This window comes from Desulfovibrio desulfuricans, from assembly GCF_004801255.1.
Taxonomy (GTDB): Bacteria; Desulfobacterota; Desulfovibrionia; order Desulfovibrionales; family Desulfovibrionaceae; genus Desulfovibrio; species Desulfovibrio desulfuricans_C.
Genome location: NZ_CP036295.1, coordinates 2,539,781 through 2,559,772, shown reverse-complemented (window position 1 = coordinate 2,559,772; position 19,992 = coordinate 2,539,781). Strand labels below are relative to the sequence as shown.

Sequence of the window (19,992 nt, the reverse complement as noted above, 5' to 3'; positions counted from 1 at the left end):
TGCCTTGGAAACAGGGCGCTTGAGATATTTTTCGCTAAAATGCGTCAAATACTGATTGTATACACAATCTGGTGAAAATGCAGGATTTTGGCCAAAAAAGACATCCCTGGAGTCGCTTTTGGGGGAGTCAAGCTATTTACGGACGACACCCGCGTCGCTGATGCGGGCCCCGGCAAACGCGGTAAAATGTCCGCGCGCCAAGGTCAGCGCCTCCTGCACAGGTTCGCAGCCAGAAAAACCGTAAACGACCGTGAGCAATGCCCTGGGCGTTGCGGTCGCCTGCGCGTCGGCGACGATCATGGCCCTCTGCGAATCGCTGCAGGGGCAGCCAAATGGGCCCAGATCGTCGGCCAGCAGGGGCATGCGCAGAAGGTCAAGCTTGTCCTTGCCTATGCCCGCGTATGTTTCGCCCTCGTTGCCCAGCCGGAGCAAAAGGTTGCCCCGTAGCCGGGCGAGGTCGTACGTCCCCAGCGAAAAGCCCGATTCAAGCGAGACAAGGTTGTTGGCGTCTACGGCAGAGTTGATGCGGTACAGTTCCTTGCCCTGGCGCAGGCGGCGGTACAGGGCTTCGGAAGAAATGCGCACGCGGCCGGGGTCGCGCCCAAAGGCCTTGAAGGCCCGGCGCGAAGTACCGATCTGCGGCATGTCGGCAAGCTCGGTATCGGCAAGCAGCCGGGCCAGCCGGGGCTGCGTATGACTGGCAAAAAAATTCCACAGTTGCGGCTCCTGCGCCAGAACCGGGGCTGACCAAAAGATGTAGCCAAGGGCGGTATCGGGCCAGATGGCCTGCAGGGCAGGATCAATGCTGATGCAAGGAGGCGGCGTGTCCATGAGGATTCCATTCGCGGCCCCTGTTGGCAGGGGTGCTTATAGTTTGCGTGCGTTTTGCCAGAAGCGCTGCGCGGCTTCCACAACCGCGCGGGGGTCGTCCGGGGGCAGCCATACGGCCTCGGGCCGGGCGCGAAACCATGTCAGCTGCCGCTTGGCGTAGGCCCGTGTGTTGCGCAGCCACTGCATGCGGCAGTCATGGGCCGATAGCCGGCCCTGCAGATGGGACAGCGCTTCGGCGCAGCCAATGCCTGTCCAGCCGGGCGCTGCTGGGTCGGCGCAGCGCTGCATGGCGGCGCGGGCTTCGTCAAGGGCTCCGTATTCAAGCATGAGGTCAAGGCGTCGGGCAAGGCGCGGTTCCAGCCAGTCCAGCGAGGCGTTGAGCGTCAGCAGCGGCCCCGCGCAGAGCGGGTTGCTCATGGCGTTGCCGTGCCACCAGCTGAATGTCCGGCCCGTGCTCTGGCAAACCTCCAGCGCGCGGATGATGCGCTGGCGGTCGTTGGGGTGAATTTTTGCGGCATAGGCCGGGTCGAGGCCTTGCAGCTCGGCGTACAGGCGCGGCGCGCCCTCGGCGGCAACGCGGGCCGTGAGCTGCGCCGTAAGCTCCGGGTCTACGGGCGGAATTTCGGCCATGCCCCTGAGCAGCGCCTGAAAATACAGCCCCGTGCCGCCCACCAGCAGGGGTGTTTTGCCGCGCGCCAGAATGTCGCGCACCGTATCGGCGGCGGCCTCGGCCCAGCGCCCGGCGCTGATCTTGTTTTCGGTGGGCAAAAAACCGTACAGATGATGCGGGCAGCAGGCGCGCTCCTGCGGCGAAGGCTGGGCCGTGATCAGCGGAAAGTCGGCGTAGACCTGGCGCGAATCGGCGTTGACGACTTCGCCGTCGAGGACTTCGGCCATGGCGAGAGCCGCCGCCGTTTTGCCCGAGCCGGTAGGACCGGCCAGGCAAACAACCGGCAGCGGCGCATAAGACGTGTCAGCCATACTTACTTGACGCGAAAACCGCCAAACGGCGGCGCAAGACAGGGCGTGCCCTGGCGCACCTCGCCCTTGCGGTATTTTTCCGTAAGGGCCACGCGCACATTTTCGGGCACGAGGCCCTTGATGTCCGCGCCGTGGCTGGCGGCGGCCTTTACTATGGTGGAGCTGATGAACAGCCACTGATAGTCGGTCATCAAAAAGACCGTCTGAATGTGCCGCTGCAACCGGCGGTTCATGAGCGCCAGCTGAAACTCATATTCAAAGTCCGAGGCGGCGCGCAGCCCGCGCAGCAGGGCGCAGGCCCCGCGCTGGGCGGCGTATTCCACCGTGAGGCCCGAAAAGGGCTCCACCACCGCGCGGGGTTCGTCCTTCAGCGCTTCGCGGGCCATCTCGACCCTCTCCTCATGGCTGAAGAGAGGGAATTTGGGCGTATTGTCCGCCACTGCCACAACAATTTGGTCAAATACTTCGCAGCCGCGCCGTATAAGGCTCAGGTGCCCGTTGGTCAGCGGATCGAAAGTGCCGGGGTAGAGTGCTATTCTCATGGCGTTGTCCAGATGCATATGCGTGTCTGGCCGAACAGGCGTTCGGCTTCAAGGGTGCATTGGGGCGGCGGCGTGAGCCGCGCGTCTTTTTCAATTTCTGCCGTAATAAAGGCCCCGGGCGCAAGCCAGCGGCGCGAGACCAGCAGCTTGAGCGCCGGATCGGCCAGATTTTTGCGGTAGGGCGGATCCATAAAAATAAGCGAATACGGTTCAGCCGGGGGCGTCTTGAGAACGCGCAGCACGTCTTCGCTGGCGATGCGGGCTTCGTCCTGCACGCCGAGGGCCTCGATATTGACCTTGAGGCAACGTACCGCCTGAGGGGCCATCTCCACCAGCAGGGCGTGCGGAGCGCCACGGCTTATGGCCTCAAAGGCCAGGCTGCCGCTGCCCGCAAACAGGTCAAGAACCCGCGTGCTGTGCCAGTCGATGCCCCGTGCGGTAAGCATGGAAAAAAGCGCCTCGCGCGTTCTGCCCATGGCCGGGCGGTAGCCCTCGCCCTCAACGGTTTTGAGGTTGCGTCCGCCAAGTTTTCCGGAAATGATGCGCATATCGTCCTACATGCGCGACAAAAGGCGCGTAAGGGCATAGTCCATTTTTTCCAGCGCCTCCTGCAGCTCGGTTTGTTCCACCCACTGGCGGTTTTCAACATCGGCCATCTTGTCCTTGAACATGCCCCACTTGCGCTCCACCTCGCCGGTAAGGAACTCCCAGTTGACGCGGGGATGGGCCAGGGTTTCGTGCTGCACGGTCTCCGTGAGCTGCGGCCCTTCAAGAACCATTTCTTCAAGATAGGTGGCGATGAGGGGACGCTTGGCGAATTTCTTTTCGATCAGTTCGGCAAAAACGCTCTGGGCCTTTGCTTCGCCGTGGGTCAGCACCACCTGCGCGCCGTTGCCGGTCAACGGCCTGAGCCACTCGACAAGCTGGCTTTGTCCGGCGTGGCCGGAAAAACCGTTGATGGTAAAGATGCGGGCGGCTACTTCTATATCTTCACCAAACAGGGTTATTTTTTTTGCTTTTTCAACAAGTTTGCGGCCGGGCGTGCCCACGCCCTGATAGCCCACAAAAACAATGCTCGCGCCGGGCTTCCAGATATTGTGCCGCAGGTGGTGGCGTACACGGCCCGCGTTGCACATGCCGCTGGCCGAAATAACGATGGCCGGACCCTTGTAGTCGTTGATGGCCTGCGATTCGGCAGCGGAAAGCGTGTAGCGCAGGTTGGGCAGTGAAAAGGGGTCGTCGCCGCCGTTGAGCATCTTGAGCGCTTCATCGTCAAAAAGCTCGCGGTTGCGTTCAAAAACCTCGGTGGCGCGGATGGCCAGCGGACTGTCCACAAAAACGGGCATGTCCGTGGGCAGCTTGGTTTGCTTTGTAAGCATATGCAGGCAGTAGAGCACTTCTTGCGTGCGCTCGACTGCAAAGGCTGGAATGATGACCTTTTCGCCCTTGCCGTAGCTGTAGGCTATGGCCTCGCCCAGTTCGTCCACGCTGAGGTTTTCGTCCTTGTGGTCGCGGTCGCCGTAGGTGGATTCCATGAACACATAATCGGCCTTGGGCGGCGTTTCGGGGCTGCGCACAATGAGCGACTGCGGGCGACCGATGTCGCCGGAAAAGATGATGCTGGTGGTCTTGCCGTCTTCGTCGGCCTCAAGGCGCAGCGAGCCAGAACCCAGAATATGCCCGGCGTCAAAGTACGTTACGCGTATGCCGGGCGCGGGTTCAAAGACCTTGTGGTAGTCGACGGTCTGAAAGAGCGTGACGGCTTTTTGCGCGTCTTCAACCGAGTACAGGGCCGCAGGGGGATTTTTGAGGCCGCGCCGCTGGTATTTGCGCGCCTCCCACTGCGATTCCATTTCCTGGATATGGGCGCTGTCCTGCAGCATGAGGTCGAGCAGTTCGCTGGTGGCCTTGGTGCAGAATATGGGGCCGGAAAAGCCCTCTTTGACGACCTTGGGCAGCAAACCAGAATGGTCGATATGGGCGTGCGTGACAAGGATAAAATCAATGGCGGAGGGTCGGTACAGCTCTGTTTCGCGGTTGCGGGCCTCAATGGCCTTGTTGCCCTGATGCATGCCGCAGTCGATGCAAAAGCGCTTGCCCGCCGCCTCTACCATATAGCAAGAACCAGTCACGGTCTGCGCCGCGCCCAGAAATTGTACTTTCATTTGTTCCTCCGGTGAGGGTTGGCGGCTTGAGAGGCCGCAAACTTCCTGCCATGCCGCGCGGCAGCGCGGAAAAAACGCAGGAAGACGTATTTTCTTAGCCGCAAGCGCAGGCCAGCGTCAAGCAAGGCTCCAGGCGGCAAAAGCCATGCATTGCCTTTGCCCCAAGGCCCACATATACTGAAACTTGGGGCCCGCAAAACGCGTGCCGCGTTGAGGGGCCTTCCCCCCCATACTTCAGCGACAAGGAGTATTCATGCCTGAACTGCAACAGAACATTGTTGACGATCTCGCTTCTGTCACTACAGAATCATGGCGCACTTTCCGTATCATGGCCGAAATGGTTGAAGCGCTTGACGCGCTTAATGCGCTCAAGGTCAAGTGCATATCCCTTTTTGGCACGGCCCGTTGCACGTCGGATTCAGTTGAATATAAAGATGCGGAAAAAATTTCGCGCCTGCTGGTGGAGGCCGGGTTTGGCATTATCAGCGGCGGCGGGCCCGGTATTATGGAAGCGGCCAACAAGGGCGCGTATGAGGCAGGCGGCGTTTCCGTGGGGCTGCACATCCACCTGCCGCACGAGCAGGGCTGCAACCCGTATGTAAAAACACGCTGTAATTTTCGCTATTTCTTTATTCGCAAGTTTATGTTTGTCAAATACGCCATGGCCTATGTGGTCATGCCGGGCGGCATGGGCACTATTGACGAACTCTCCGAGGCCTTTGTGCTGGCCCAGACCGGGCGCACCCGGCCCTTCCCCATCATCCTGTACGATTCCAGCTACTGGAGCGGACTGCTTGAATGGATGCGCAAGACCATGTGCGCGCGGGGCTTTATCCGCGAGGCTGAAATCGACAAGCTTATCACGGTGTGCGACACGCCGGAAGAAGTGGTCAACCATCTGTGCAAAGTCATTGTAGTGTAGCGGCCAGCAGGCCAGACGGCAATGTGGCGGCGCGGGCCTTTCATCCCGCAGGGCCGCTTACGCCGCCACCGCCGGGGCGCACCTGGCCGGAGCTCATGCGTATGGCCCTGCACGAGGCCCGCGCCAGCGGCGCGGCGGGCGAGGTGCCTGTGGGGGCGGTGCTTGCCGCCCCTGACGGACGCGTTGTTGCCTGCTGCGGCAACGCGCCCGTGCGCGGCAATGACCCCACCGCCCATGCGGAGGTGCTGGCCCTGCGCGCGGCGGGCGCGGCCCTGGGCAATTACCGCCTCGGCGGCTGCGTGCTCGTGGTGACGCTTGAGCCATGCGCCATGTGCGCTGCAGCCCTTATCCATGCGCGGGTGGCCGGGCTGGTGTACGGTGCGGCCGACCCGCTGGCTGGGGCTGTGGTCTCCCGCGCGGAGTATTTTGACGCCCAGTGCGCCAACCACAAGGTATGGCATATGGGCGGCGTGCTGGCCGAGGAGTGCGCGGCCCTGCTGCACGACTTTTTTGACCAAAGGCGCGGGTAAACGACCCTGCGCTCACGATGTGGCGGATTGTTGCGGCCCGTTTAACGCACGACAGGATGCATATGCTTGAACTGACTGTGTTTTTGAGCGGCGCGCTGGTCATGGTGCTCGAAATGGTCGGCGCGCGGGTTCTGGCCCCGCATGTGGGCACGTCCGCCGTGGTCTGGACAAGCCTGATCGGCGTGGTGCTGGCCTGTCTGGCCGCTGGAGCCTGGGCCGGGGGACGGCTGGCCGACAGAATGCTTTCGCGCAGGGGGCTTGCGCTGGCCCTGGCCGGGGCTGGAATTGGCAGCGGGCTTACGGCGCTTTGGCATGAGGCTGTCGGGCAGTGGGTAACGGCGGCCATCGGCAACCTGTACGCGGCAGCGGTGTTGGCGGCCGTGTGTATTTTTGCCCTGCCCGCCTTTTTTTTCGGCATGATCACGCCCTACGCCATCCGTCTGCGCATTGAGCGCGTGGACTCCTCCGGGGCTACCGTGGGCAGGCTTTACGCCCTTTCCACTGCGGGCAGCATTGCAGGAACTTTTTTGGGCGGGTTTGTGCTTATTTCGTACTGGGGCAGCACCGCCATACTGTGGGGTGTAGCGGCCTGCATGTTGGGGCTGTCGCTGTGCCACGGCGGGGGCAGGCTGCGCCTGCGGGCCGCCCTGCTTGCCCTGTGCGGCCTTATGGCCGTGCTGGCGGCTAGCTATGGGCATTGGCAGGACGGACGCGCCATGAGCCATCTGATAGAAAGCCCGTACAACAGCATCCGCGTTTTTGAGGGCGTGGACTGGGCGCAAAACGGCAGGGCCGTGCGCCTCATGGCAACAGATCCAGGCTACAGCCAGTCGGGCATGTATCTGGACGCGCCGGACGAACTGTATTTTCGCTACACCAGGTTTTATGCGCTGGGGCCGCATTTTGTCCCGCAGGCAAACCGGGTGCTCATGCTCGGGGGCGGGGGATATTCCGTACCCAAGTGGCTGCTCTCCGACAAATCGCCATTGGCAAAGCCCGCTGAGGCGCGGGTGACGGTGGTGGAACTGGACCCGGCCATGACAGAGGCCGCCCACCGCTGGTTTGCCCTGCGCGACGACCCCCGCCTGACTGTGCGGCACGAGGACGCCAGGGCTTTTTTGAACCGGCAGCGCGATCAGTACGACCTTGTATTTGTGGACGTGTTCAACTCGCATTACGCCGTGCCGTTTCAGATGGGCACGCGTGAGGCTGCTGCGGCGCTGCGGCGGGCAGTGGCCCCCGGCGGGCTTATGCTCATGAATGTTATTTCCGCCGTACAAGGGCCGGACGGCCGTCTGTTTCAGAGTATTTTCAACGCGCTGACCCAGTCGTTTGCCGAGGTGCGGGTGTATTGCGCGGGGGGCGAACCGCCGGACAGGCTGCAAAATATCATGGTGGCGGCCTTTGCCGAGCCACGACAGGAAGCTGCGGCGGGCGCGGCGTCAGATGCCGACCTCGTGGGGGCCGGGCAGGAGGCGCAGCCGGAAGCTCCAGATCTGCCCGCCATGCTGGCCAGCCGCTACGTCGGCCCGCTGACGTTTGCCACGCCGGCGCTGACCGACGATTTTGCCCCGGTAGAGCGCTATACGCTGGTCTTGTTGCGGCAGTAAGCGGTACGGGACAGGCTCTTGCAGCCACAGGCAGAAAAAGCTATTCTTGCTTCAAGACGTGAGAGGAGGCCGCATATGGAATACACTGTCGTGAATCCCATAGACATCAACAAGAATTTGTTGGGCATTTTGGGTCGCAAGATGATAAACGGCAACAAGTTGACCCTGGCGGAAGATCTTATGGCTCTCTCTGCGTATGCATCCATGACCAGTCATTATTACGGGCCCGGGCCTGCCGAAATGCATGTCAAGACCCTGGATCTGCCGGAGAGCGTTAAGGGATTGATGATAGAGTACGCGGGCTAGCTGATTTGCCTGACTTGCACTCGCCGTGGATGGCCGAAAGGCCCGGAGTGTGAGGTTTGGCCTCAGCAGGCCGCCTGTGTGCGAATTATGTTTATTTGGGGGGCTTTTTTGAACGAAACTATTGATGATCTCACAGTGCAATTTGAAGAAAACGGCCAGGTCGTTGTTAACGAACTGGACAAGGTTGTACTGAGCAAGGGCGCATGGACGACCATTCTTTTTCGCTACCAGCAGTGGCAGCCCGAAAAAGACACCTTTGGGCCGGACATGTATGTTATCCGCCGTTATAAAAAGACCGGGGGCGAGTACCGCCAGCAGTCTAAATTCAATATTTCCAGCGCCGATCAGGCCCGCAAGATTGTTGACGCGCTGAGTTCCTGGATCAACTAGCGCATTTTGCGTCTTGGCCAGACAGATGGCGCAACGGCAGTGTGCCTGCCCCGATGCTGCATGGAGCGCGGTATGGAAGATGCCGCAAGCCGGTTGCCGCATGGACGCCAGCTTTTTTCCGCTTTTTGGGGCCATCCCGTTCCCGTGAGGGGACGGGATGGCTTTTTTGCGTTCAAGGGCTGATGTTGCCAGCAACTGCTCGGGCGATCAGCAGCTCCGCAGCATGACTGCAAGGGCTGCGTCAGCGCGGATGCGTTTTACTGGAAGCGCCCTGGCATGCCAGGGCGCTTCGCGCAGGAGGAGGGAAGGGGGGACGCCGATGTGGCAGCACCGACGCATCGCAGCTGTGGCTGCGTGGGCAAGGCGCGGCGTATATGCGGCAGGACCGCTGCCATTGCTTATCAAAAAACATACGGGGAGACGCGTTAGCTTTGCGTTAGGGGTTGCCGCCAATATGTACTTGCAGACATGTTTCGTGGATATGCGTCCTGCGGCACTGCAGTAATCCCTTATAACGCTCATTTGGTATGGCGGGGTTGCCCTGAGCGGGCGGCGCAGGTGTTTTGCAAGGGGTATTTCATAGCTGAGGAATATAATATTATCCATTTCGGCGTCGAACAAATCCGCAGTGGGGGGCGTTTTGCAAAAACCACTGTGAGCGGCAGGATAGATACGGCCCAATGAAGGAACTGCAGCGGTTTTTTGCTTGAAATAAATAATATATGTTGACTTTAAAAATGCCCCAAACTATGTTTGACCAATCACTGATTGGGTATAGTAAATTTTTTTGCAGAGGCTTTACATGGGTAAGGCTCCAAGCGGAAAGTCTACCTCCCGTAATCTCTGGAGTCCTTATATGGCTACTTCTATCTACGTTGGCAATCTGCCTTGGTCCGCCACCCAGGAAAGCGTTGAATCCCTGTTCAGCCCCTACGGCGAAGTCCTTTCCGTGAAGCTCGTTTCTGACCGCGAAACCGGACGCGCCCGTGGCTTTGGTTTTGTGGAAATGGAAGATGCCGACGCCATCAACGCCATTGCCGCTCTTGACGGCAAGGAATTTGAAGGCCGCGCTCTTCGCATCAATAAGGCTGAGCCCAAAAAGCCCGCCCCCCGTCGCTGGTAAGCGGCCAAATTCGTTTGTTAAAAAGGCCGCGAGCAATCGCGGCCTTTTTGCGTGTTGTCGGCAGACAACACGCTCGAAAAGCAGGAGCCGGTCGCGGCGCAGCCGCGCCGTGAAGCGACTGGTTTTCGTGTTTTCCGCCCGTCGGCGCAGCCGGGGCAGGCGGCGCAAATCCCGCGCAGCGGGGTTTGTACAGGAAGCATGTCCGCGAGCAATCGCGGCCTTTTTGCGTGTTGTCGGCAGACAACACGCTCGAAAAGCAGGAGCCGGTCGCGGCGCAGCCGCGCCGGTTGCGGCCGAAAAGTGTAACGGAGTATGGGCTGACCAATAGCTGGTGCAGCTTTCAGCCCTCCACGCGGCTCATGCGGTAGCCGATGCCAATATGCGTGCGTATGCAGTCGCACTGCGGCGAGGCGGCCTCCAGTTTTTTGCGCAAAGTCGCCATAAAAACGCGCAGCGAGGGCAGCGACTGCGGCAGGGCATTGCCCCACACAGCCTGCAGGATGGTTTTGTGGGTCAGCACCTTGCCCACATTGTTGGCTAGCAGGCAAAGCAGTTTGTATTCCATGGGGGCCAGGCGCACCTCCTGCCCGGCGACGCTCACGCAGCCTGCGGCAAAATTGATGTACAACACCCCGTTTTCAAAGACGCTCCTGCTGTTGCCCGTGTGCCCGCGCTCGTAGCGGATGCGCCGCAGCGCGGCGCGCAGTCTGGCCAGCAGTTCGTCAACGCTGAAGGGCTTGGTCAGGTAGTCGTCGGCTCCGGCGTCCAGAGCGGCCACCTTGTCGTCGTCTTCTGTGCGGGCGCTGAGCACAATAATGGGCAGCATGGACCACTGGCGTACCGTGCGGATGACGTCCACGCCGTCCATATCCGGCAGGCCCAGATCAAGCAGGATAATGTCGGGGTTGGCCCGCGAGGCCTCGGCAATGGCGTCGCGCCCGGTTGCCGTCCACAGGCAGGGCATGCCGTTGCTCTCAAGCGTGGTGGTCACCAGTGCGCGTATGGCCTTGTCGTCTTCCACCACAAGGATGCGCTCTGCCACGCCGTCGGGATGCTGCGCCGCGAGGGCAGGCTGGGGGGTGTTTTGCGGCATGGATGCTCCTGTGATCATGCTGTCGGCAGGTCTGGCGTTGTTGCCTCGCGCGGCAGGGTCAGCGAAAAAATCGCCCCGTGCGGCGCATTGGCAAATACTTCAATCCGTCCGCCATGCGCCTGCACAATGCTGCGGCACAGGGCAAGGCCCAGCCCCATGCCCCGGCGTCTGTCGCCTTTTTTTATCGCCGCCGAGTGGAACATGTCAAAGATGCGGCCCTGTTCGTCCTCTGGAATCCCCGGCCCGTTGTCGGCCACTTCAAGCCTGACCCACGGGCCGTCCTCCCTGGCCCGCACCCTGATGGAAGTGCCTTCTGGCGTGTGCTTTACAGCATTATCCAGCAGGTTGACGAGCACCTGCACGATAAGTTGCGCATCCATACGGGCCATAAGCAGGGTTTCGGGCAGTTCGGCGTGCAGGTCGTGACGCGCGGCGCGCCTGCCGGTGATGTGCACGGCCTCGCGGATGACGTCTTCGACAAGCTCCGGCTCAAGACGCAGGGTAAACCCTTGCTGCTCAAGGCGTGTAAGGGCCAGCAGGTTTTCCACCATGCCCACGAGGTAGTGGGCTTCTTCTTCAATGGATGCGGCAAGCGCCGCATTGCGCTCGGGCGAGCCCGCCCCGCGTTGCCCGGCAAGGATTGCGGCATTGCCGCAAATGCCCGTAAGGGGCGTGCGCAGATCGTGCGAAATGGATCGCAGCACGTCCGCGCGTAGCTTTTCCTGCTGCGCGCGCACGGCAATGGCCGCGTTGGCCTGGGTAAGGCGTTCTTTTTCCAGCGCCAGCGCGCATTCGCCAGCCAGCGCCAGCACCAGGTTTTTGCTGTTGGCGTCGGCCAGCGGGGCCGTGCGCCCCGGCGGCACAGCCAGCCCGGCCACGGCCAGTACTGCGGTCCGGCTGCTGATGGGTATAAAGCTGTGCTGCGCGCCCGGCAGGGAGTCTGTACCCGCGCCCGCAGGTCGGTTGTTTTTGGCGACCCACTGCGCCACGCCCAGTTCGTCCCTGGGCAGGGGGCCGTGCTGCGCGTCCATGCCCGGCGCCAGGCGGCCAGGTTGCTGCTTGGGCAACTGGCCCGACTGACAGGCTGGCGGTCTGCCGGGGGGGGCATCCTGCGTATGGTCTGCCGCATAGGCATAGGCTGGCTGCGTTTGCAGGCGGCCATGCTGCACCGGGTAGAGCGTTGCCGTGCACCCCAGCAGCGTTCCCAGCTGGCGGGCGGCCTCAAGCAGAATGGCGGGTTCGTCCTTGGCTTTTTGCAGGCGGCGGCTGTTGCCCAGCAGCAGCTCGGTGTGCAGCGCGCGCACGGCGCTGTTGCGCGCCTGAGTCCGCGCGCGGCCGGTTATGGCGCTGGTTGCCGTTGAAACCAGCAGCATGGCCGTAAAAAGCCCGACATAATCCATGTCGTACACGGTAAAACTGAAGCGTGGCTCCACAAACAAAAAATCAAACAGGGCTACCCCGGCGACCGAGGCCGTTACGCCGTACCACGGCCCGGCGGTGAGGATGGAGACGCCAAGCACCCCGAGCATGTACAGGCCCGCAATGCCGCCGTTGGGCATGCCTGCGGAAAACATGAGTAAACCAATGACGCTGCAGACAGCCATGAGCGCGCCCGTTGCACCCCATTGCCGCCATGAACGGGGCGCCGTGCCAAGCAGTGTTCGCAGCAGGGCAAGGAGGGGGCCGGGATGGGACGACGTACCCCCAACAGGCACGGCATCGGGAATGATGAAGGTTTCCATCTCCGGCGCGAGTTCGGCAAGGCGCTCCACCAGCGTCTTGCCCCTGTGAAACAGCCAGCCGCCCGCGGGCGAGCGCCCCACCACAATTTTGCTGACGCCGCTCATGCGGGCGTACTCGGCAATCTGGACAGGGATGTCCTCGCCCTGAAGGGTTACGATGACTGCGCCCAGATCTTCCGCCAGCTTGATATTGTCGCGCAGGGTGCTGCTTTTGGCATCATTGCGCCGCTGGTTGGTGTTCTGAACAAACAGGGCGGTAAAGTCGGCGCGGAATGCCTCCACCATGCGCGCTGCGGTGCGGATGACCCGCGCGTTGCTGGGCGCGCCCGACAGGCAGATGAGGATGTGCTCCTTGATTTGCCGGGTCGGGCTGGCGGCGTCCCCGTCAGAGGAGGCGGCCCGCCGGTTGACGCGGTCGGCCATGCGGCGCAGGGCGATCTCGCGCAGGGCAATGAGGTTGGCAGGCAGAAAAAAGTGCCCCAGCGCCCGTTGCACCTGGGCCTCGCCGTAAATTTTGCCCTCGCGCAGGCGGGCCATGAGCTCGTCGGGCTCAAGGTCGACCAGCTCCACCTGATCGGCCCCGTCAAAAACGCTGTCGGGGATGCGCTCGCGCACGACCACCCCGGTGAGGGCGGCCACCACGTCGTTGAGGCTCTCGATATGCTGCACGTTTACCGTGGTCCATACGGATATGCCCGCCTGCAGCAGCTCCTCCACATCCTGATATCGTTTGCGGTTGCGGCAGCCCTCGGCGTTGGTGTGGGCCAGCTCGTCCACAAGGGCGATCTGCGGTTTGCGGGCCAAGACCGCATCCACGTTCAGCTCGTTGAGCGTTATGCCCCGGTGGCTTTGCCGCAGGGGGGCCACATCGTCCAGCCCTGGCAGCAGGGCGGCTGTTTCCGGCCTTGGGTGCGGCTCCACATACCCTGCCACGATGTCGTGCCCCATCTCCAGGGCGGCGTGGGCCGCCCTGAGCATGGAGTAGGTTTTGCCCACGCCCGCCGCATAGCCGAAAAATATTTTCAGCAACCCGCGCGCGGGCTGACTCGATTGCCCGGCGTCGTCTCCGTAGGCCGCCTGCCGCAACTGGGCCAGCAGGGCGTCGGGAGAAGGTCGGTTATAGCTGTCTGTCATGGTATGTCCGTAGCTGCGGGGTGCTGTTACCGTTGCTGCTCCGTCAGAACGCCGGAAGGCGCAGCCTCGCCCGCCGGGGCGGTCGGGGTGGCCCGTCCGCTGGGCAGCAGACCGTCAAGGGCCAGATTGACCTCCAGCACATTGATGCGGGGTTCGCCCAGCAGTCCCAGGGTGCGGCCCTGCGTATACATGGCTATGGTACGGCGCACCTCGGCAGCCGTAAAGCCGGTGGCGCGGGCCAGCCGCTCTACCTGATACTCCGCTGCGGCGGGCGAAATGTGCGGGTCAAGCCCGCTGCCCGACTCCGTCAGCAGATCCACGGGCACAGGCTGACCAGATTTTTCGGGGTGCGCCATGTGGATGCGCTCAAGGCGCTCGCGCATGGTTGCGGCGTATTCCGGCAGGGCCGGGCTTTTGTTGCTGGGGCCAGCGTAAAACAGCGGCTGCCCCCGGTCGGAGTATGTGGCCAGATCAGCGCTCACGGGGCGGCCCCAAAGATGGTTGGGGGCCGCAAAGGGCTGCCCCAGCAGGGTGCTGTAGTGCCTGCCGTGCAGGCTGAGGATACTGCCCTGCGCCTGAAATGGAAACAGGGTATTGCCCGCAAGCGTGAGCACTCCGGTATAGGCGCAGGTAAGGGCCGTCATGACAAGCAGAAAAACCAGCGAGCGGCGTAGCAGTGTAAGGGTCAACATGGCGTGTCTCCTTATGCCAGACCAAGGGCCACGAGGCAGAGGTCGATGCATTTGATGGCAACAAAGGGGGCGGCAAGGCCGCCGAGACCGTAGATGAACAGGTTGCGGCGCAGCAGGTGGCCGGAACTCTCCTCGCGGTATTTTACCCCCCGCAGCGCCAGCGGAATAAGCGCCACGATAATAAGCGCATTATAGATTGTGGCCGCCAGTATGGCGCTTTGCGGGCTGTGCAGGCCCATGATGTTGAGGGCGGCAAGCCCCGGATACAGGCCCATGAACAGCGCCGGGATAATGGCAAAGTATTTTGCCGCGTCGTTGGCAAGCGAAAAGGTCGTCAGGCTGCCGCGCGTCATGAGCAACTGCTTGCCGATGCGCACGATGTCCAGCAGCTTGGTGGGCGATGAATCCAGATCGACCATGTTGCCCGCTTCCTTGGCGGCCTGGGTGCCCGTGTTCATGGCCACGGCCACGTCGGCCTGGGCCAGGGCCGGGGCGTCGTTGGTGCCGTCGCCGGTCATGGCGACCAGATGCCCCTTGGCCTGAAACTCGCGGATAAGTGCCAGCTTTGTTTCAGGCGTCGCCTCGGCCAAAAAATCGTCCACCCCGGCCTCGGCGGCGATGGCTGCCGCAGTAAGCGGATTGTCGCCCGTGATCATGACGGTTTTAATGCCCATGCGGCGCAGCTCGCCAAATTTGTCGCGCACGCCCTCCTTGATGACGTCCTTGAGGTGCACAACGCCGAGCACCGCCGCATCGTGCGCCACAACCAGCGGCGTGCCGCCCTGCCGGGCGATGGTCTGCACCACTTCGTCGCACTGCTGGCTCAAGCGCCCACCCAGTTTTTCCACAAAGTCGCGCACGGCGTCGGCCGCGCCCTTGCGGATGCTTGAGCCGTGCGCATCCACGCCGCTCATGCGGGTGTGGGCCGAAAAGGGCACAAAAACCGCATCGCTTTCGCCGGTACATGCACGCGTCGGGCACAGGCTGTCGGCCAGCAGCACTATGCTGCGGCCCTCGGGGGTTTCGTCCGCCAGCGAGGCAAGACGGGCGGCCTCGGCCAGCTGGTGCTCGTTGTGACCGTCCACCGGCATAAAACTGACCGCCAGCCGGTTGCCCAGGGTGATGGTGCCTGTCTTGTCGAGCAGCAGCACATCCACATCGCCCGCCGCTTCAATGGCGCGGCCGCTCATGGCCAGCACGTTTGCCTGGTTAAGACGGCTCATGCCCGCAATGCCGATGGACGAGAGCAGCGCGCCGATGGTGGTGGGGGCCAGGCAGACAAAGAGCGCCACCAGCGAGATGACGTCAGCCGGGTTGGCGGCGTTGCTCTGCCCGGCCGCAAAGCGCGCAAAGCACCACAGGGTTGCCGTGACCAGCACAAAGATGACCGTAAGCGCCACCAGCAGGATGTTGAGCGCAATTTCGTTGGGCGTCTTTTGCCGGGCGGCTCCCTCGACCATGGCGATCATCCTGTCCAGAAAACTGCGGCCCACCTCGCTGGTCACGCGCAGCACCAGCCAGTCGGAGAGCACCGTGGTGCCGCCGGTGACCGCGCTGCGGTCGCCGCCGCTCTCGCGTATGACCGGGGCGGATTCGCCCGTGATGGCGCTTTCGTCCACCGAGGCGGCCCCTTCGGTTACGTCTCCGTCGGCGGGGATAAGCTCGCCCGCCAGCACAAGCACATGGTCGCCCGGTTTGAGCGCTGTTGAAGGCGTCATGACAAAGATATCGCGGTTGGCGGGGTTCTCCAGCCTGCGGGCGTCGACGCTTTTGCGCGATTTGCGCAGGCTGTCGGCCTGGGCCTTGCCCCGGCCCTCGGCAATGGCCTCCGCAAAATTGGCAAACAGCACCGTAAACCAGAGTATGGCGGCTATGGCGACGGCAAACGCGCCCTGACCGGGACTGTCGGGCATGACGCCGGCAGCGTTGGCTGCGGCCAGACCCGTGGTCAGTATGGCCGACAGGTATACGGTAAACATGACGAAATTGCGGGCCTGAATATGCGGGGCCAGCTTGGTGAGCGAATCATGCATGGCCCGCTGGAGTACGCGGGCGTCGTGCCCGACAGGTGCGGTTTTGGCTGACATGGCAGTATCCTTATATAGCGGGCGCGTGAGTTAGCGCGCCATTTGCAGATGTTCGGCCACAGGCCCGAGGGCCAGAGCGGGAAAGAAACTCAGCGCGCCCACCAGCAGCACCACAAAGACAAGCAAAAACACAAACATGCCGTTGCAGGTGGAAAGCGTGCCCGCGCTCCGGGCCAGAACTTTTTTGCCCTTCATGCTCTGCGCTATGGCAAGGATGGCGGCGATGGGAATAAATCGCCCGGCCAGCATAAGCGCGCTCAGCAAAACATTTATAAAGGGCGTGTTGGCGTTGAGGCCGCCAAAGGCCGAGCCGTTGTTGGCCCCGGCGGAGGTGGCCGTGTAGAGTATCTCGCTGAAGCCGTGCGGCAGGGAATTGTTGAGGCTTTCCACCACCTGCGGAACAAGGCTCATAAGCCCGGCCCCGGCCAGTATGACCACAGGCGTGGTCAGGCAGATCACCACGGCCATCTTCATTTCGTAGGGTTCCACCTTTTTGCCCAGATACTCGGGGGTGCGGCCCACCATCAGCCCGGCCATGAAGACCGTGAGCAGCACAAAGGCCAGCATGCCGAACAGGCCGCTGCCAACGCCGCCAAACACCACCTCGCCAAGCTGCATGAGCACCATGGGCACGAGCCCTCCAAGCGGGGTGAGGCTGTCGTGCATGGCGTTGACGGAGCCGTTGGAGGCGGCCGTTGTGGCGGCTGCCCACAGGGCGCTGTTGGCGACGCCAAAGCGCGTTTCCTTGCCTTCCATATTGCCGCCAGCCTGCGCCAGAGGCGCCGCGCGGGCCGCCAGATCGACCTGACCGGCCTGCGCCAGCTGCGGCGTGGCCGATTGTTCCGCCCAGGCGGTAAAACCTATGGCGGCTGTCAGCAGCAGGGTCATGGCAATGAATATGGCAGCGCCCTGGCGCATGTCGCCAATCTGCCTGCCAAAGGTAAAGCACAGGCCCGCCGGGATAAGCAGCAGCGAGAGCATCTCAAGCAGGTTTGCGAGCGGGGTGGGGTTTTCGTGCGGGTGGGCGGAATTGACGCCGTTGTATCCGCCGCCGTTGGTGCCCAGCTGCTTGGGCGCTACCTGCGAGGCCTGCGGCCCCATGGGGACCATCTGCTCCGCAATCTTCACCCCATTGTCGTCAGCGAGCGGCTCAAGCAGGGCAACGGTTTTGTATGCGGCAAAGTTCTGCGGCACTCCCTGCCAGATCAGCAGCAGCGAAAGCGCCAGCGACAGCGGTACAAGAATATACAGGGTGGCGCGGGTTGCGTCCGCCCAAAAATTGCCCATACCCTTGGCGTTGCCGGCGCGCAGGCCGCGTATGAGGGCAAACAGCACCGCAATGCCCGCAGCGGCGGAGACAAAATTCTGCACCGTGAGGCCAGCCATCTGGGCCAGATAGCTCATGGCGCTTTCGCCAGAGTATGCCTGCCAGTTAGTATTGGTGACAAAGCTCACGGCCGTGTTCAGGGCCAGATCCCAGCTTGTGTCGGCTATGCCCTGCGGGTTCAGGGGCAGGCTGCGCTGGGTCATGAGCAGCAGCATCAGAAGCGCGATGCTGACAATGCTGAACAGCAGCACGCAGCAGAGATAGCGCTTCCAGCCCATCTGCTCTGTCGGGTCGATGCCCATGACGCGGTATATGCCGCGCTCGCATGGGCCAATAATTTTTTGCAGCCAGAGTTGCTCGCCGTCCATGACCTTGCCCATATAAATTCCCAGTGGCCATGCAAGCAGCGCAAGCAGCGCGATGTACAGCAGGCATTGCCCGATCATGTTTTCCATAACGTCCTCCTGTGGGGCCCGGAGAGAGCCCGCAGATGCACGGTATGAAAAAGCGTATAAAATGGGTGTTAAACTTTTGGAGAGGATATAAAATTTGTATTAAATCGCGCGGGATTTTGCGCGTGCAGCTGGCTTGACATTGTTCAATGTGTATTGAATAGTCATCCAATGAAAACGGAAGACGCCACCAGAATATTTGAGGCCCTGACATCAGAGGATCGTCTTAATATTTTCAGATTATTGGTAAAGCATGCGCCGGACGGGCTGATAGCCGGGGAGATATCGCAGCTCGCGGGCATTCCCAAGACCAATCTGTCGTTTCATCTCAAGGCGATTGTTCACAGCGGGCTTGCGAGCATGGAGCGCGAGGGGCGCAACACCCGATACCGGGCGAGCATACCTTTGATGCTTGAGGTCATAGCCTATCTGACCGACGAGTGCTGCTCGGGCGACCCTGATTACTGCAGGCAGTGCCGCTGACATCAATAAACAGGAGCGGATATGAACATTCTTTTTTTGTGCACTGGCAATTCGTGCCGTTCAATCATCGCCGAGGCGCTCTTTCGCTCCATGGCCCCGGCTGGGGTTTCGGTACAGAGCGCGGGCAGCAGGCCTGCGGGCCATGTGCACCCGCGTGCCCTTGAGGCGCTGAGCGATGCGGGCATTGCAACCCAGGGGCTTGCGAGCAAGTCGTGGGATGATCTGGCGGAAAAGCCCGGCGTGGTCATAACCCTGTGCGCCAACGCGGCGGGCGAGGCGTGCCCCGTGTACTTTGGCAAGGTGGTGCGCTGCCATTGGGGCATGCCCGACCCGGCCAGCGTGCAGGGGGACGATGCCGCCGTCAGGGCTGCCTTTGCGGAAACGCTGGCGGTACTGCGCAGGCGCATAACGGCCCTGGTGCGACAGCTGGAGGCGCATCCCGGCGTGGATGCGGATGGTTTGCAGGGTATTCTTGACGGCATTGCCGGTCAGTAGGGAGATGAAATCATGAGTCAATCAACGCTGCAGCGGCTGTCGTTTCTCGACCGGTTTCTGACCCTGTGGATTTTTCTCGCCATGCTTGCGGGCGTGGGGCTTGGTTGGGCCATGCCGGGCGTAAAAAACGTGATCAACTTTTTTCAGGTGGGCACAACCAATATTCCCATTGCCATCGGCCTGATCCTGATGATGTACCCGCCGCTGGCAAAGGTGAAATACGAGCAGCTCGGGCGGGTGTTTCGCAATAAAAAGGTTTTGCTGCTCTCGCTCGCGCAAAACTGGATTATCGGCCCGGTGCTCATGTTCTTGCTGGCCTTAGCCTTTCTCTCCGGCAACAACAGCTACATGGTGGGCCTGATACTCATAGGCCTTGCCCGGTGCATCGCCATGGTCATTGTGTGGAACGACCTCGCCGGTGGCGACAGGGAGTATTGCGCGGGGCTGGTGGCCTTTAACGCCATATTTCAGGTGCTGTTTTTTTCGGTCTACGCCTATGTGTTCATCACCGTGCTGCCCGGCTGGCTGGGGCTTTCGGGCGCTGTTGTCAACGTGAGCATGGGGCAGATTGCCGAGAGCGTATTTATCTATCTGGGCATACCCTTTATCGCCGGCGTGGCTTCGCGCATTTACGGGCTCAAGGTCAAGGGGCTCGAGTGGTATGAGAATGTCTTTATCCCCCGCATAAGCCCCTGGACGCTGCGGGCGCTGCTGTTCACCATTATTGTGATGTTTTCGCTCAAGGGCGAGTACATTGTGCAGCTGCCTATGGATGTGGTGAAGGTGGCCATCCCCCTGCTGGTGTATTTTATCATCATGTTTTTGCTGTCGTTTTACCTTTCGTGGCGGGCAGGGGCAAACTACGAGCAGTCGGCGACCTTGTCGTTTACCGCTGCCTCCAACAACTTTGAGCTGGCCATTGCCGTGGCCATCGCCGTGTTCGGCCTCGATTCGGGCGAGGCCTTTGTGGCCGTTATCGGCCCGCTGGTCGAAGTGCCGGTACTGATAGCCCTTGTAAATGTGTCCCTGTACATACGCCGCCGGTATTTTGTCGGGCGTGAAGAGGTCTGACGGGGCCGCGCCATGC

Annotated in this window: 19 protein-coding genes; 9 read left to right on the top strand and 10 right to left on the bottom strand. The window is 61.7% G+C overall.

The features are described from left to right. Positions 1-132 precede the first annotated feature (132 nt). From DDIC_RS10695 to DDIC_RS10675, 5 genes are read right to left on the bottom strand one after another with little or no spacing between them, the layout of a single operon-like run. Positions 133-831: a B3/B4 domain-containing protein gene (locus DDIC_RS10695; protein WP_136400428.1), complete on the bottom strand. Its 699-nt coding sequence runs from the start codon at positions 829-831 to the stop codon at positions 133-135. A gap of 36 nt (positions 832-867) precedes the next feature. After that, entirely contained in the window at positions 868-1,812 is a 945-nt protein-coding gene (miaA, locus tag DDIC_RS10690) for a tRNA (adenosine(37)-N6)-dimethylallyltransferase MiaA (RefSeq protein WP_136400427.1), read from the bottom strand. Positions 1,813-1,814: 2 nt separating this feature from the next. Continuing rightward, positions 1,815-2,354: a pantetheine-phosphate adenylyltransferase gene (gene coaD, locus DDIC_RS10685; RefSeq protein WP_136400426.1), complete on the bottom strand. Its 540-nt coding sequence runs from the start codon at positions 2,352-2,354 to the stop codon at positions 1,815-1,817. Beyond that, complete coding sequence (gene rsmD / locus DDIC_RS10680; RefSeq protein WP_136400425.1) at positions 2,351-2,902, bottom strand: 16S rRNA (guanine(966)-N(2))-methyltransferase RsmD; 552 nt, start codon at positions 2,900-2,902, stop codon at positions 2,351-2,353. Before rsmD ends, coaD begins: the two co-directional genes overlap by 4 nt. 6 nt (positions 2,903-2,908) lie before the next feature. Beyond that, on the bottom strand, positions 2,909-4,519 hold the full coding sequence (locus DDIC_RS10675; RefSeq protein WP_136400424.1) for an MBL fold metallo-hydrolase RNA specificity domain-containing protein: 1,611 nt from the start codon (positions 4,517-4,519) through the stop codon (positions 2,909-2,911). A gap of 253 nt (positions 4,520-4,772) precedes the next feature. Between DDIC_RS10675 and DDIC_RS10670 the strand changes: the two genes are divergently transcribed. From DDIC_RS10670 to DDIC_RS10645, 6 genes are all read left to right on the top strand, one after another. Then, entirely contained in the window at positions 4,773-5,441 is a 669-nt protein-coding gene (locus DDIC_RS10670) for a TIGR00730 family Rossman fold protein (protein ID WP_136400423.1), read from the top strand. Then, on the top strand, positions 5,420-5,971 hold the full coding sequence (locus tag DDIC_RS10665) for a nucleoside deaminase (RefSeq protein ID WP_247647458.1): 552 nt from the start codon (positions 5,420-5,422) through the stop codon (positions 5,969-5,971). The genes DDIC_RS10670 and DDIC_RS10665 overlap by 22 nt, the downstream gene beginning before the upstream one ends. 62 nt (positions 5,972-6,033) lie before the next feature. Next, positions 6,034-7,581, top strand: coding sequence for a fused MFS/spermidine synthase (locus tag DDIC_RS10660; protein WP_136400422.1), 1,548 nt, complete (start codon positions 6,034-6,036; stop codon positions 7,579-7,581). A 75-nt stretch (positions 7,582-7,656) separates the two neighbouring features. Beyond that, on the top strand, positions 7,657-7,887 hold the full coding sequence (locus DDIC_RS10655; protein ID WP_136400421.1) for a hypothetical protein: 231 nt from the start codon (positions 7,657-7,659) through the stop codon (positions 7,885-7,887). Between the two features lie 108 nt (positions 7,888-7,995). After that, positions 7,996-8,277 carry a hypothetical protein gene (locus DDIC_RS10650; RefSeq protein ID WP_136400420.1) on the top strand — a complete coding sequence of 94 codons (282 nt, stop codon included), beginning with the start codon at positions 7,996-7,998 and terminating at the stop codon, positions 8,275-8,277. Between the two features lie 856 nt (positions 8,278-9,133). Next, positions 9,134-9,400: an RNA recognition motif domain-containing protein gene (locus tag DDIC_RS10645; RefSeq protein WP_136400419.1), complete on the top strand. Its 267-nt coding sequence runs from the start codon at positions 9,134-9,136 to the stop codon at positions 9,398-9,400. 340 nt (positions 9,401-9,740) lie between these two features. Here DDIC_RS10645 and DDIC_RS10640 read toward each other — a convergent pair whose 3' ends face one another. The 5 genes from DDIC_RS10640 to kdpA are packed head-to-tail and all read right to left on the bottom strand — an operon-like array spanning position 9,741 to position 17,930. Further along, positions 9,741-10,493 (bottom strand): response regulator, encoded by a 753-nt coding sequence (locus tag DDIC_RS10640; RefSeq protein ID WP_136400418.1) that lies wholly within the window; start codon positions 10,491-10,493, stop codon positions 9,741-9,743. 14 nt (positions 10,494-10,507) lie between these two features. Beyond that, a complete protein-coding gene (locus DDIC_RS10635; protein WP_136400417.1) occupies positions 10,508-13,369 on the bottom strand; it encodes a sensor histidine kinase in 2,862 nt (953 codons plus the stop codon). 26 nt (positions 13,370-13,395) lie between these two features. Next, on the bottom strand, positions 13,396-14,061 hold the full coding sequence (locus tag DDIC_RS10630; RefSeq protein ID WP_136400416.1) for a potassium-transporting ATPase subunit C: 666 nt from the start codon (positions 14,059-14,061) through the stop codon (positions 13,396-13,398). 11 nt (positions 14,062-14,072) lie between these two features. Continuing rightward, entirely contained in the window at positions 14,073-16,148 is a 2,076-nt protein-coding gene (gene kdpB, locus DDIC_RS10625; protein WP_136400415.1) for a potassium-transporting ATPase subunit KdpB, read from the bottom strand. Between the two features lie 30 nt (positions 16,149-16,178). Beyond that, positions 16,179-17,930, bottom strand: coding sequence for a potassium-transporting ATPase subunit KdpA (gene kdpA / locus DDIC_RS10620; protein WP_136400414.1), 1,752 nt, complete (start codon positions 17,928-17,930; stop codon positions 16,179-16,181). A 168-nt stretch (positions 17,931-18,098) separates the two neighbouring features. Between kdpA and DDIC_RS10615 the strand changes: the two genes are divergently transcribed. The 3 genes from DDIC_RS10615 to arsB are packed head-to-tail and all read left to right on the top strand — an operon-like array spanning position 18,099 to position 19,976. Then, positions 18,099-18,410: an ArsR/SmtB family transcription factor gene (locus DDIC_RS10615; RefSeq protein ID WP_136400413.1), complete on the top strand. Its 312-nt coding sequence runs from the start codon at positions 18,099-18,101 to the stop codon at positions 18,408-18,410. A 21-nt stretch (positions 18,411-18,431) separates the two neighbouring features. Then, positions 18,432-18,905: an arsenate reductase ArsC gene (locus DDIC_RS10610; protein ID WP_136400412.1), complete on the top strand. Its 474-nt coding sequence runs from the start codon at positions 18,432-18,434 to the stop codon at positions 18,903-18,905. A gap of 12 nt (positions 18,906-18,917) precedes the next feature. After that, complete coding sequence (gene arsB, locus DDIC_RS10605) at positions 18,918-19,976, top strand: ACR3 family arsenite efflux transporter (protein WP_247647457.1); 1,059 nt, start codon at positions 18,918-18,920, stop codon at positions 19,974-19,976. The last annotated feature ends 16 nt before the right edge of the window (positions 19,977-19,992 follow it).